Genomic DNA, 13,502 nt, shown 5'->3' on the forward strand with positions numbered 1-13,502 from the left:
AGAGGGGCATCGTACAGAATAGGGCTCATCTTGATCACAGTGGGGCCGATTCCTTTGGCGGGAGCATGGGTTATGAAGGAAGGATGTGTATCGCACGACGGAATGGATTGCGCCAACTGTGGTTCGCCACTAGTTGGAAAATTTTGCCATGAATGCGGTCAACTCGCGCGGTCTATACACCGGTCCATGATGCACATGGTAGAAGATGTGCTGGATACGGTCTGGCACGTGGATGAACGCATCTTTCGCACCATATCCTTGCTGTTGATCAAGCCTGGTTTGCTGACACGTGAATACCTTGCCGGTCGTCGCCAGCCCTATATAGCGCCATTCCGCTTGGTGTTTATATTGAGCCTTTTCGCTTTTTTTCTGGCCCATATCGGCCTTGACGTGCTCGGCAGGCAGCAAATCGGGGGGTGGTTTTCGACGCATATTCATACACAGTCTCTTGCCAAGCTCTCCTTTGACGACCTGCGAACACCCGCCGAGGTGCAGCAAGTGCTAGACCGGCATCTGGCCGAGTTGCACAAACCCGGCCTTCATGTGGCTGACCAAGATCTGGGCGTCCTTGAAAGGGATCTTCGTGATCTTGCCGCAGCGCGCATTGCCGTGATCAGCGGAGCAGGGGCGGCGGCAGCTTTGTCTGTCAAACGCGCGGAGTCCGCTAGCGGAGGCGGCGCTGACGTAGAGGGGACTCATGTCGGTCAATGGCTTCTTCCTTGGGTGGCGAATATTAACTGGCTACCTAGCCTCGTCAGTATGCATCTTAGTCGGGGGTTGACTAATCTGAAGGATAATCTAGTGGCTATCCAGCGCGGAGGTGTCGAGGGCGAAGATGCCATGAGGCGCTTTCATGCCGGCCTGTTTGGCGCGCTGCCACTGGCTATGTTCCTGATGATCCCAGTCTTTGCTTTGCTGTTGAAGCTGGTTTATGTACCCACGCGTCGTTGGTTCTACGTGGAGCATGTGATCATCGCGCTGCATAGTCACGCTTTCCTGTTTTTCGTGCTATGTGTGGAAATGATAGTGGCCATATGCAAGGTTTGGGCTGAGTCGCAGGGGCTGAGCGAAATGCTATCCTGGATTGAGTGGAGCATGGCTGCATGGGTGGTGATCTATTTGTTGATAATGCAGAAGCGGATCTATTCTCAGAGTTGGCGCTTGACGATCTTTAAGTATCTATTGGTTGGCTGTGGTTACATGTGTCTGCTTGGCTTCACTTTCTGTGCATCCATTGTGGTTGGCATCATTCGGTGAGAAGCCTCACAACGGGCTGTTTTTTAATATTGCGTGTCGGAAGTGACCAATCTGCTTGGTCAGATTTCCTCATTGTCTGGATGACGAGCAATGAGTGTCCGGTGAAAAATGCCCGAACATGGCGGCGGGCCGTGAGCGTCGCCTTATGGCAGGGTCTCTTGAGCGCGAGGGCCGTAGTATCACGTCCGTGACCCCTAGGGTCTGTTTGCATTCGATGAAATGTGTTTGCATCTTGTCTTTTGCACGAACAGGTCAAGATGGTTCGAACATTACTGAGCAATGAGGTATGGGCGCGGATCGAGTCTGTCTTGCTGGGTAAGGAAGGCGACCCAAGAAGAACGGTGGCCGACAATCGCTGGTTTGTCGAAGTAGTTCTCTGGGGCGATGTGAGTTCGCGTGCAGGACCGATTCCTTATTCAAGTGTGAAGGAATGTCTGGAGGTGTGGTCACAAATCAATCTCAAAGGGTGATATGGGAATGTTGTTAGTAGGGCGTCTTGCGGTGGTCACCACGAGTCTCGTACTGGCCGGAATACTCATTATCGGCTTGAAGAAGAGGGACTTGGACCGCCATACCAGCCACGGAAAACTGGATCCGCTTCCGAGCACTTCAAGTGTCATCTTGAGACTGGCAATTATTGTTGCAGCGCTTCTTGTCGCGGCCGTTATCATTCACGCAGGATTGCCTACGGCCGCACACCCTTGACGGAATAATGTGGCTCAGAAGCAGGATGCGTCGCGCGTGCCTTGAGATTTTCCCGGCACGCGGAAGTATTCCTTTTCCGAGCTTCTGAGGGAGAAAGCATGGATCCCGAGGCCGGACTGTCCGATGCACTTGCCACTCGCTAGTACTTGTCCGTGAATGCGACGACGGCCATATATGGGGCGACGACACGGGAACTAGGGGCTGCTTCTTTGTGCGAATTGAGCTAGGGGCGGGTAATTTTACGTTGCTTTTCAAGTCGTTCAATTACTGGTCCGGAGCACTGGCGATATTTTCAGGAGCGTCAGCCTAGATGACTTGACCGCCACCTGAACGAACGGATAATGCCACCCGACCGGCAACTGCAGATTACTAGGCGTGCTTACGGTGGATGCAGCGGCAATGTGTACCACATGATCAGGCGACAGTTGAGGCTATCGCAAACGGTGACTGACAAATTCTGTGTGTGTGTTCATGCACTTGCGGACATGTTGGCGCAAGGATCGCTTGGAACAGATGTGCAGGCAGCGGTTTTGGGCGCATGGCTCGACGCAAATTCGTGTAACACGCGAGCCAATCGGGTGCTTTTGCAGGTGCGACTCGCGGGATCAATGGAGTGACGATGACGGGCATGAGCATCGGCTTGCGCGCAGGGCGGTCGCGCGGTACGCGCTATTTTGTTGAATGGTGGAAATTCCGTGCTTGCCCGCCACACAGGATCTATCTTGCTGTGATCGTGGCGGGAGAGATAATCGGAATAAAGAGGGCACTGTCACCTTGCGCAAATGGGGTGACTTATGTCGTGTAATGAAGAACGTAAAAACGCGGGCACGCTTGTCGCTTCTTGTTGGAGAAGCGGGGGAAAAGGATGTGGCGGAATGCGAATACTGCTGGTTGAGGATAATCCGTTGAGTGGTAATGGGCTACGACTCGACTTGCGCCGGGAAGGGTTTGCCGTTGACTGGGTGCAGGACTGCAACGCTGCTGCACTCGCATTGCGCACCACGCCTTACGGACTGGTCGTGCTGGATCCAGTCTTGCCAAACCAGGACGGGATGGCGCTGCTTGCCGGATTGCGGCAACGCAATGATGCAACGCCCGTGATCATCATCTCGGCGCGAGACGGTGTTTCGGACTGCGTTGCCGGACTCGACGGCGGCGCTGACGATTATCTTGTCAAGCCGTTCGCGTTCATGGAGCTGCTGGCGCGGATTCGTGCCATGAATCGGCGACAGGCAGGTCGCGCTTGGATCCCGCTTGCCGCTGGCGCATTGCGACTGGATCCAGCCAAGCATCGGTGCTGGCTGCGTCGCAGGGAAATCGCCCTCACGGCGCGGGAGTTCGCGCTACTCGAAGAACTGATGCGTGATCCAGGCGTGGTCGTCACGCGCGAACAGTTCGAGGAGCGCCTGTATGGCTGGAACGAGGAAATTGAGAGTAACACAATCCAGGTGCACGTCTGTAACCTACGCCGCAAGCTGGGTGCAGAGGCAATTCGCAATGTGCGCGGCGTGGGCTACAGGATCGGGCGAATTGAATGAGCTGAGGTGAGTTGCAAAAAGTGGATGCCAACATTCCGTAAAATGAAGGAATAAGGGATTTCGTGAAAGTGCAGTGACGCTGGCGATGACCGATGGTGTGAGCGTATCGGAGGCTGTGCATCGGCTGGGTATGTTGAGAAAACGTGAGTGAACTGGGTACATGGTAAGCGTTGGATCAGTGCCGTAGTGGATTTTGTTGACGGCGAAGATGCCAGCAACGGTATCGGTGTTCAAATTCGTCATCGCACACGGGTGCGCGGCGATCATCGGTTGGAGGTAATTCAATGAAACGTGCAGCCAGGTTCGCCCTTGTACTCGCCTTGGCTTGCTCGATGGCAAATGCAAGCACATCGTTAAACCCTGCCGCTTTAGCCAGACAACTTGACAATGAAGGCGCAAAGGCGACAGTGCACAAAATGTTAGAGTCAGAGTGGGACAGCGTTCTTGCCTATATCGAGGCAGGGAGCGCTGCATGGGTTGCGCTCGTACCAAAGCTGGCAGAAGGGACGGACGCTGGATATTCGGAGGAGCTCGGAATTGGACTGGCCTACGCCCTCCCTAAAAATGCCAAGGCTGTTCTGTTGGCCATCGATCCGAATAATGGGCCGGTGCTAGGGGTTAGTCGCGTCTGCTCTGCGCCCTTCATCGAAGATACAGTGAAAGACATTCCCGCCTACATCAAGGACGCCCGGGCAGCCTTGAGCAAGGTCCGTGTCCCCTCGTTGCAGGGCGTTAAAAAAGCCTGCCTGGCCGAACTGGCAAAGCCGTAAACAAAGACGATGGTTTCATGGACTGAGCGAGGCAGGTTTCACATGGCATCATCGAAGGTCGTTTGACGAAAAATTTCGTAGTTGGGTCAAGGGCAGTAACCGTCCGACCACTACCGTTCTTGACAGCATGTTGATATCGAACAGTTGAACGCAGCGCGTTGAGTTCAGGCGACGTCGTGGTGAAGCTGATCGGCGACGACCCATGGCAACAGCTCGTCGACGCGATTGACGGGATGCTCGGCGATGCGAGCGATGACGTGGCGCAGGTAGGCCTCGGGATCAAGGCCATTCAGTTTGGCGGTACCAACCAGGGTGTAGATAGCGGCGCCGCGTTCGCCGCCACTGTCGGAACCGAAGTGCAGGAAGTTTTTTCTGCCGAGAGCGACGGCACGTAAAGCGCGTTCGGCTGCGTTGTTATCGATTTCCACGGCGCCGTCATCGACGTACAGCGTGAGCGCTGCCCACTGATTCAGCGCGTAGTTGATGGCTTTGGCGGTATCGCCTTTCTGCGACACCGTACCCAATGTCGAGCGCAGCCAGATCTCGAAGGCATCGAGCAGCGGACGCGCCTGCTCCTGCCTGACACGTCTTCGTTCGTCCGGTGGCTTGCCGCGAATCGCGGCCTCAATTGCGTACAGCTCGCCGATCCGGCGCAACGCTTCAGTGTTAACCTCGTTCCTGCGTGCGACGAACAGATCGTGGAATTTGCGACGCGCGTGCGCCATGCATGCAGCCTCGCGCACATCATCACCTTCGTAGATCGCGTTGTACCCCGCGAACGCATCGGCCTGCAACGTTCCCCTGAAGTCCTTCAGGTGGGTCTGTGGATATTCACCAGCCCGTGTGGGACTGTATGCGAACCAAACCGCTGGCGCGTCCTTCGAGCCAGCCGGCCGGTCATCCCGAACGTACGTCCAGAGCCGTGCGGTACGGGTCTTGCCATTGCCGGGTTCGAGCACAGGTACCGGCGTGTCATCCGCGTGAATCTTCGAGGCGGCCATCACATACCGGCGAACGACCTCTACGAGTGGCCGGAGCAACGCACTGCTCTGGCCGACCCAGTCCGCGAGTGTCGAACGGCTGAGTTCCACGCCGTCGCGCGCATAGATCACTGACTGTCGGTATAAGGGAAGGTGGTCACAGAATTTGGCGACCAGAACATGCGCGAGCAACCCGGGACCGGGCATGCCGCGATCGATTGGCCGATTGGGCGCAGCCGCCTGCACGATGCAGTCGCAACAGGTACAGGCCTTCTTGAGTCGGCGGTGACGAATCACTCGCCAATTCCCCGGCACATACTCGAGTTGCTCGGAAACGTCCTCGCCGAGGTCGCCAAGTTCGCCGCCGCATTGCGGACAGCACGTGTCCTCGGGCTGATGTACAACCTCCTCACGATGCAGATGTTCCGGCAGTGGCTTGCGCCCCGTCGACTTGCCGGCCTCAGAGCGGGGCCTTGCTGGTGCGTCGACCGTCGCCGCCCCATCGTCGGCCTGCAGATCTTCGAGACGCAATTCCAGTTGCTCGATCTGGCGATCAATCTTCTCCGACTTGCGCCCGAACTGCATGCGCTGGAGTTTCGCGATCCACAGCTTCAGGTGCTCGATCTCGAGTGCCCGGTCGGAGAGTGTCTTCTGGAGCGTCGTTACAGTGTCGCGCAGATCCGTAAGCTCGCCTTCGCGCTCACGTAACGCAGTCTCACGCGCGAGCAGGAGAGCCTTCAAGGCCTCGATATCGTCTGGAAACGTAGCGTCGCTGGATGCCATGCAGGGAGTTTACGCGTGTGCATTGCGCTACGCCTGCGTTGTCACATACGTTTACAAAGCGCTGCAGGGGCGCGCTGCATCGACAGGCTGTCGCCAGTCGAATCCTTCCAGTAGGAGGCCGAGTTGAGCGCTGGTCAGCGAAACAACACCACCGTCAGCACGAGGCCACGCAAAGCGCCCACGCTCCAGGCGTTTGGCGAACAGGCACAGACCACCGTCGCGCCAGTACAGGCACTTGATGAGGTCGCCACGTTTGCCCCTGAACACGAAGATGTGACCAGAGAATGGATCCTTCGCCAGCACGGTCTGCACCTTCGCGGCCAGGCCGTCGAAGCCACATCGCATATCCGTAAATCCGGCGGCAACCCAGATGCGTGTGTTTGCGAGCGGACCAATCATCGGCTCAGGGTAAGCGGCTCACCTAGGCCATTCGTCCACGCGCGTGCACGTAAGGGATGATGGTGATTCGGAGTTGCCCGGTCAGGTAGGGGAAGTCGGCGGGCTGCCAGGTGTGTGCAGCTTGTCGGCCACGCGCCACGGTAGAAGCTCGTCGATGCGATTGATCTTGTGATCAGCGATGTGCGTTAGCACGTAGTCCAGATAGGCGCGCGGATCGATGCCGTTCAGTGCGCAAGTGCCGATCAGCGCGTACATTGCGGCTGCCCGTTCACCGCCGCTGTCGGAACCGGCGAACAGGAAATTCTTCCGGCCCAGGCTCACGCAACGCAGCGCGTTCTCCGCGATGTTGTTGTCGATCTCGAGCGTACCGTCTTCGCAATACAGTGTCAGTGCGCTCCACTGGTTCAGCGAGTAGTTGATCGCCTTGGCTGTATCGGACTTCGAAGACAACGTTTCGAGCTTTGCCCTGAGCCACGCTTCGTAGATTTGAAGCAGGGGTCTGGCTTTCTCCTGGCGTATTCGCAGCCGTTCGGCCGCAGGCTTGCCGCGAATGGATGCCTCGATGTCATAGAGACCGCCTATATATTCGAGCGCCTTTTGCGTCGTGTCGGACGGCGTTCGCACATGGATGTCGTAGAACTTTCTCCTGGCGTGGGCATGGCATGCCGCCTCGCGTATCGAGCCGTCGCGGAACAGCTCGTCGAAGCCTGCGTAAGCGTCTGCTTGCAGGATCCCCTTGAAGCTGGCGAGATGGGTTTGAGGGTGGATGCCCTGTCTGTTCGGCGAGTATGCGAACCAGACCGAAGCCGGTTGCGTCGAACCAGAGCGATGATCGTCGCGCACGTAGACCCACAGCCGCCCGGTCCGGGTCTTCCTGTTGCCCGGTGAGAGCACCGGGATCGGCGTGTCATCCGCGTGCAGCTTGGTGGCGGCCACCGTATAACGGCGCAGCGCCTCTGTTAGCGGTGCGCACAATGCCTCGCATTGGCCGACCCAGCGGCCCATACTGGCCCGATCGAGCATGACGCCGTCGCGCGCCGCGATCGCCGATTGCCGGTACAACGGCTGGTGGTCTGCATACTTCGAGACGAGGATGTCCGCCAGCAAGCTTGGATGGGCGATGCTCCGCTCGATCGGCAGGCCGGGCATCAGCGGCTGGGTGATAGTGCTGCAGCATGGGCAAACCAGTTTGCGCCGGACCGTGCGAATGACCTTGAACGCCGCTGCGACCCGGGCGAGTTGTTCGGACACGTCCTCGCCGAGTACCCGCATGGGTTGACCGCAGTCCGGGCAACTTGATTCGGGCTCAAGTACATGATCCTCGCGCGGCAAATGCGCGGGAAGCGCTTGCCTCGATGCCGCTGCGTCCGTCGTCGCAGTCGAGGTGGATGCATTTGCGCCGCAGCCCTGCGCACGCTGCACATCCGCAACGCCGCGCCCAGCGGCCAGATCCTCGAGTTGAGTCTCGAGCGTCTCGATCTGCCGCTGCAACTGCTCGGACTTGCGACCGAACTGCATGCGCCTGAGCTTATCGATCTGGGCCTTGAGCTGCTCGATCTCGACATCCCGCTCGGCAAGCAGACTACGGGCCTCGACCAGCAAGGCCTTCAGGAGTTCGACATCGTCAGGAAGATCGGCGCCGTTCGACATGCGTCGTAGTTTACGAGTCTGTCGCGCGGTTTACAACATCGATAATGCGGCGGTGCGACGGGGCTGTCTCCAGTCGATGCCCTCGAGGAGCATCGACAGTTGTGCAGAGCTCAGATGGACCTTGCCACCGTCGGCTTGGGGCCAGATAAAACGGCCTCGTTCAAGGCGCTTCGCGAGAAGCCAGATTCCGTCCTCCGTTGCCCAAAGAATCTTCACCAGGTCACCCCGGCGGCCCCGGAAGATGTAGACGTTGCCGCCCAGTGGATTCTCATCAAGCGCTGTTTGCACCTTCGCGGCCAGCCCCTGAAACCCACATCGCATATCGGTCACGCCCGCAGCGATCCAGATGCGCGTGCCTGCCGGCAGGGAAATCATGAGCGCAGACTACCCAGCACAATTCGCAACATGTCGGCATCGACCAGACCGTCCACCTTAACCACCGCACGGCCGATCCGGATCTCGATCGTGCCGGCAGCTAATGCAGGCCTCGTGTCCTGCGCTTGTGGCTCAACCGAAGATGATGCCCCGACCTCCGCTCGCGTGTCGTCTACAAGTACAACCGGAATGAGCCCTGCAGACTGAGCTTGCTGCTCGGCCAGATAACGCCGCCGCCAGGTGAACAGCATGTTCGCATTGATGCCGTTCTCGCGGGCCAGTTTCGAGACTGAAACGCCAGGCTCGCAAGCCGCAGCCGCCAGTCGATCACGAAGCTCCCGGGCGTAATTCGGGCGCCCCGCTCGGGTACCCGGCTTCTTCTCTTCAGACTGTGACAAAGTGGTGCCCATCAAATTGGAATGATGGACATTACTTTGGTGTTTATCTCAGTCACCGCCTACGACGGTCGGCGCGAGCCGCTTACGGCTCAGGCACTGGATCACCACGCGCAGCGTGTCGGGATTGACGCTCCCTTCAACGTGTATCTCGCCTCGTGGCAACTGGATGCGTATCTTGCCGGGCGCCGGTGCCGAAGGCGTAGATGCTGCCGGTTCGGCCACGCCGCTGTCACCGGTCTCATTCACGGTAACCGGCAGCAACGCGCATTCGCGACCGTTCACGCCAAGTCGTCCATCCAGATACTGCTTGCGCCAGTCGAACAGTTGATTCGCGTTCAATTCGTGACTGCGTGCAATCTCCGCCACCGAACGTCCACTGGATAACGTCTCTTCGACGATCTGGCGTTTCTCGTCTACGTTACGCCGGCGATACTTCCGGGCGGCTTTGACTTCGGAGAATTCAGTCACTGTGTCCATGATTCCTTTGTGGACACAGTCACATTTGTGCCCCGGGAAAGCATGGCTTCGCCTTCATCAGGCGTCTATACGGTCGGGGTCGGACGGTTACCAAGGGCAAGCGGAGCTTGACGAAGCGGACCCTTGACGTCGCGAAGGGGTGAGATGCCGAGGCACGGTCGTGGCGACGTCCACTCTCCTGAAAGTCCACTTCCTCTCGTTTCATGAGTGTTGCCCGTATTCATTTCATTCATCATGGCGCGGTGGCATTACCGGTGTTGTCCATGCTTGGGGTAGACCGGGTGGTGGACCGCTATCTGGCAGGCTGGGGAAAATCACATTGGTAGTGAAGGTGGGGCACCGGAAGGTCTGCAATACACGGGAGGTCAGGGGGCCGGAGATGTCCAGTACGGCGTCATGACCGTCAGCGACGAACGTCGCGAGCATATGCCCTAGCGTACCCGGACGGGTTGCGCGAGCTTGCTGCAGCACCCGCATGGGGGCCCATTGGCCGTCCGCCGCAACGGTGACCGAATCGGATTGATTCGCCAGACGTGCGATCAGATGCATATAAGCGCCGCCATGGGGACCTGGCCATGTGGTGTGAAATGGTGTAACGGGGCCGTGCGCATAGACTGTTTCCTGTCCGTCAACGTCCATCGTAAGGCTTATGATGTTCGGATCGAGTTCTGGTACCTGAAGCTCGATATTCCACGCCGGAGCCTTCTGGTCCGAGAAGAACAGGTTACGAATAAGTCGCGCATGCTGGAAAGGTTCAAGGTCTGGGCCGGGTAGTGTGACACCGGTGGCCCCAAAGGACTTGTACCTCCAAGGATGTGAGAGCGTATCGACATAGGGTGCGAGGGTACGGGTGAAGACTTCGTCAAGCAGCCCACCGTAGGCGAAGACTTTCGCGAAATCCTCAAATGGCAGATCACGTTGGCTGTTTGGCGAGAACGGATAGTTGCCACCGACGGCGAGTTCGCATCGATTGCCTAGCGTATTGTGCGCCTGCTGGGCAAGTAGCGCGCCTGCTGCGAAGCTGATTTCGCGGGAACCCCGTACAGCGAGTTCAGACAGTATGTTCCTGAGAGGGGCCGGAAGCGTCTCCGGCGCGGACCTGAGGAGTTGAAGCCGTTCATCTACGGCGGGCATGCTATTGTTACTGAGTGCCGTATTCGCGGCATTCAATATGTCCTGCCATTGGGACAGCAGCATGGATAGACTGATGGCGACGTCCGGTCGCGAGCTTGCTGTGTTGGTATGGGATGTGTCAGTGTGACTGACAGGCTGAGGATCCAGTTTTCGCAAGTCCGCAAAATGACGGTCGACGATTTCCTGTTCAGGATGGCGCGTCGCGATACCTTCCGTATGTGGCTCGGACATCGGCGATTCTGGCATTCCTGCCGCGAGCGTAGTTTCATGTACAACGGCATGTAGCAGGTGCTCAAGAGGCTGCTCGGGGGTGTTGAGCGCACGTAGCTGTTGCACCAGGGCTGGCAGGCCCGTTGTGTTTGCCAGTCGGATATCGTCCAGAAATGCGTCCCATTGTTGGACGTACTCGTCCAGATAGAGGGTGCGGAGGGATTCAACCAGTCTGTCGGTAGACGCCGTGTCGGTAGATGACTTTTCGTCGGAGAGCACAGACGATGCGCCCAGAAGCCAGCGTTCATCGATACGATGCCGTTCAACGAAAGCGGGCAGGTCGCGGGTAAATACGCTCCAGTATCCCCGATACGTAAACAAACCTGGCACGCCATCTGACAATGGTGCCTGACTATGTCGGGAGAACCAGCCGGAAGCATCAGGGCCGGCAACACGTTCGAGCGTAAAAGGCGCAGGTGCATGAGGTGCCATGGAGGCACGTGCCTGCTCATAAAGCCGCCGCACAGGATCCTTTACGCGCAGGAGGATGCGCGCCTGTTCGACAAGTCTGTCGTTGCGTGCACTTGCTGGGTGAACAGGAGAAGCCAACAGCCTGCGTACGTGGTATTCCAGTGACTGATCGAATACAGGCAGTTGGGATCCAAGCGGCGTCTGACTTTGGCCAACCCACGCTTGTACCTCATCGGGGTCGAAGTGTGCCGGGTCGTACAGCATCAGGTAGACACGGAGGGTGCTATACGTGTTTTCGATATCGCCGTGCTCGAGTGCCAGCGATAGTCCGTGCTCAATACGACGGACAATGGCGGGTAGTAGCAACTTTTCTGAGAGTCTCGCATAGGTACGGTGGGCCGATCTGACCAGGCTCTGCCCGGTATATAGCCCCATACGCCATAGCAGGTCAGGATGAAGCGGATCCAGGGTGGCAATGCGCGGGAGGTCCAGTGTGGCCGTCAGTATCCGGTGGATCTGCTCGGTTTCAGTCGTCCCGAATGTCCGCGAGACGTCGGTGCGAAGGGTTTCCGTTTTCACGGCAACTGCTTCCAGATAGTTTGCGTTGTTCCTGAAACTCAGGTACTGACCGACCGCGAGTGCGCCTAGGAGCAGCAGAACCAATATCAATGGAGCCGGGGCGAGCCGACTTAGGGGACGGTGCCCGACAGAGGCGCGGTGTGCCAGATGCCCTTCCGCGGTAATGATCTTTGTCAGTGTGTTGCGCAGAAAATAGCCGGAGTGCTCAGTTGGAACAGTAGCAAATACCCGACGAGGCGCAGGTGGGCGGTGCAACTGATTGATGAGTGCATCACGCTGGACCGGCATTGAGTCATTACTCTGCATGGCGCTGGAAAAAAAGATACCGCGCAGCAGCGGACAGACGTGCGGAGCGTCGCTGTCGGCAAGGATTTCTCCGGTCAGATCGAGCAACGGTTCAATGAGTGCACTGAATTCTTCGGCAAAGGCGGCGAGCATACGCCGCCTGGTCAGATCGGATTCGTCACGGAGGCGAACATTAACCCCGGAGGCCACGGCGGCAGCCAGATCCAGTAACTGCGTCTGGCAGGACTGCTGGATGGCCTGTGCCTGGGGGAAGTCACCGTCGTGAGGCAATACGATGCCCCATGGCTGCTTGCGCTCATCCTGGTTCAGTGAACTGAAATATTGCGAGAAACCCGTGAGCATATCGACCCGGGTTACAAGAATATAGATCGGACAGTGCACATCGAGCGTACGCCGGATCTCGTTTAGCCATATGCGCATGGCTTGCACTTGCGCGGCACGCGTGCCAACCTCGGTGTTCGCCAGGCGCGTCACGTCGGCGATGAGAATGGCACCGTTGATGGCTGGCGCTGGCCGGATACGGTGCAACGCCTTCAGAAAATCCTTCCGTTCGATGACGCCGTCATCGGCATCGTTGAGTGATTGTGCGCGCATCGCACTGTCCGGCGCGTGCGGGACCGCTCCGTGCACATACGATGTTCCGCCTTCCTGGGGGACCATACTTTCCGGCCCTGCATGCGCTGAATCGTTTGCGTCCTGTTGACCCTCTAGGGGGGCACTGTGCGCAGCGGGGGCGTCGAATCCATGCGGGATGATAATAATTGCCGTGTCGGAGAGCCACCATTGGGCCGGTGCGTGGCCGCTGTGCGCGCGCGCAGGCTGAATGACCGACATATCCAGTCCACTCGCACGGATGGCAGACTTTCTTCCAGAACCGCTTGCGCCGATCAGCAGATACCACGGCACAGCAAGCACCGGTCGGTGCCGATGTACAAGGCGTGTTGCGAATCCTGACCTGCCGTTCCGGTTCGCATAGCGTGCGCGGATTTGGGTCAAGGCGTGCTGGATGAACAAATCGACGTGCGATGTATCTCTGGTGGCATGCTTTGCATCGAGGCGCTCCAGATAGCGCCGAACAGTCCCGCTCGTCAACCCATAGCGCACAAGCCAGTAGCTCAGTCCGAGGACCAGAAGCGTGCCGATCAGGGTAAGCCGGATGGGTATGGACGCAAGAGGCGTGGTATGCCTGAATGTGATCATGGGCAGGACGTACCAGAGCGCCATGCACGTCATGACGACGAGCGTTGTGATGATCATGCTGCGCCCTTTGGGAAGCAATACGACAGCGCACAGGACCGAGACGAGCACGCCACGTGCGACGGGCGATGCGAGGGGCACAGTGTCACCGAAACCGATCAGGGGGCCGCCAAACCAGCTAACCAGTGAGCATATCGTCAATAGCAGCAGGCGAGCATAGCGCGGACGCAGAAGGGCGATGAGCTTGTACATGATGGACGTTGGAATGCCAGG

10 protein-coding genes and 1 pseudogene are annotated in these 13,502 nt (G+C 58.2%); 4 read left to right on the top strand and 7 right to left on the bottom strand.

The genetic code is table 11. From position 1 onward, the window contains the following. Positions 1 to 186 precede the first annotated feature (186 nt). The 4 genes and pseudogenes from ACOSV0_RS22285 to ACOSV0_RS22300 all read left to right on the top strand — a co-directional run bounded on the left by ACOSV0_RS22285 (position 187) and on the right by ACOSV0_RS22300 (position 4,270). Positions 187 to 1,257: a DUF3667 domain-containing protein gene (locus ACOSV0_RS22285; RefSeq protein WP_434113638.1), complete on the top strand. Its 1,071-nt coding sequence runs from the start codon at positions 187 to 189 to the stop codon at positions 1,255 to 1,257. Positions 1,258 to 1,514: 257 nt separating this feature from the next. After that, a pseudogene (locus ACOSV0_RS22290) lies at positions 1,515 to 1,637 on the top strand (IS5/IS1182 family transposase); the annotation flags it as partial. A 1,200-nt stretch (positions 1,638 to 2,837) separates the two neighbouring features. Further along, on the top strand, positions 2,838 to 3,500 hold the full coding sequence (locus ACOSV0_RS22295; protein WP_434113641.1) for a response regulator: 663 nt from the start codon (positions 2,838 to 2,840) through the stop codon (positions 3,498 to 3,500). 284 nt (positions 3,501 to 3,784) lie between these two features. Further along, a complete protein-coding gene (locus ACOSV0_RS22300) occupies positions 3,785 to 4,270 on the top strand; it encodes a hypothetical protein (RefSeq protein WP_434113643.1) in 486 nt (161 codons plus the stop codon). Between the two features lie 164 nt (positions 4,271 to 4,434). Here the strand turns inward: ACOSV0_RS22300 and tnpC (ACOSV0_RS22305) are convergent, their stop codons facing one another. The 7 genes from tnpC (ACOSV0_RS22305) to tssM form a co-directional block, all read right to left on the bottom strand. After that, positions 4,435 to 6,033 carry an IS66 family transposase gene (gene tnpC, locus ACOSV0_RS22305; protein WP_434113404.1) on the bottom strand — a complete coding sequence of 533 codons (1,599 nt, stop codon included), beginning with the start codon at positions 6,031 to 6,033 and terminating at the stop codon, positions 4,435 to 4,437. 51 nt (positions 6,034 to 6,084) lie between these two features. Further along, positions 6,085 to 6,432, bottom strand: coding sequence for an IS66 family insertion sequence element accessory protein TnpB (tnpB, locus tag ACOSV0_RS22310; RefSeq protein WP_027196540.1), 348 nt, complete (start codon positions 6,430 to 6,432; stop codon positions 6,085 to 6,087). A gap of 81 nt (positions 6,433 to 6,513) precedes the next feature. Then, entirely contained in the window at positions 6,514 to 8,082 is a 1,569-nt protein-coding gene (tnpC, locus tag ACOSV0_RS22315) for an IS66 family transposase (RefSeq protein ID WP_434107979.1), read from the bottom strand. A 30-nt stretch (positions 8,083 to 8,112) separates the two neighbouring features. After that, the gene (gene tnpB / locus ACOSV0_RS22320) at positions 8,113 to 8,457 is read right to left on the bottom strand and encodes an IS66 family insertion sequence element accessory protein TnpB (RefSeq protein WP_434107978.1); all 345 of its coding nucleotides are present in this window, start codon (positions 8,455 to 8,457) and stop codon (positions 8,113 to 8,115) included. Continuing rightward, the gene (tnpA, locus tag ACOSV0_RS22325) at positions 8,454 to 8,867 is read right to left on the bottom strand and encodes an IS66-like element accessory protein TnpA (RefSeq protein ID WP_434107977.1); all 414 of its coding nucleotides are present in this window, start codon (positions 8,865 to 8,867) and stop codon (positions 8,454 to 8,456) included. Before tnpA (ACOSV0_RS22325) ends, tnpB (ACOSV0_RS22320) begins: the two co-directional genes overlap by 4 nt. Positions 8,868 to 8,903: 36 nt before the next feature. Further along, positions 8,904 to 9,332, bottom strand: a complete 429-nt coding sequence (tnpA, locus tag ACOSV0_RS22330) for an IS66-like element accessory protein TnpA (RefSeq protein ID WP_434113647.1) — start codon at positions 9,330 to 9,332, stop codon at positions 8,904 to 8,906. A 225-nt stretch (positions 9,333 to 9,557) separates the two neighbouring features. After that, a complete protein-coding gene (gene tssM / locus ACOSV0_RS22335) occupies positions 9,558 to 13,481 on the bottom strand; it encodes a type VI secretion system membrane subunit TssM (protein ID WP_434113650.1) in 3,924 nt (1,307 codons plus the stop codon). Positions 13,482 to 13,502: the final 21 nt, after the last annotated feature.

Origin of the sequence: Paraburkholderia caffeinilytica (genome assembly GCF_051027425.1) — a bacterium.
Lineage (GTDB): Bacteria > Pseudomonadota > Gammaproteobacteria > Burkholderiales > Burkholderiaceae > Paraburkholderia > Paraburkholderia caffeinilytica_A.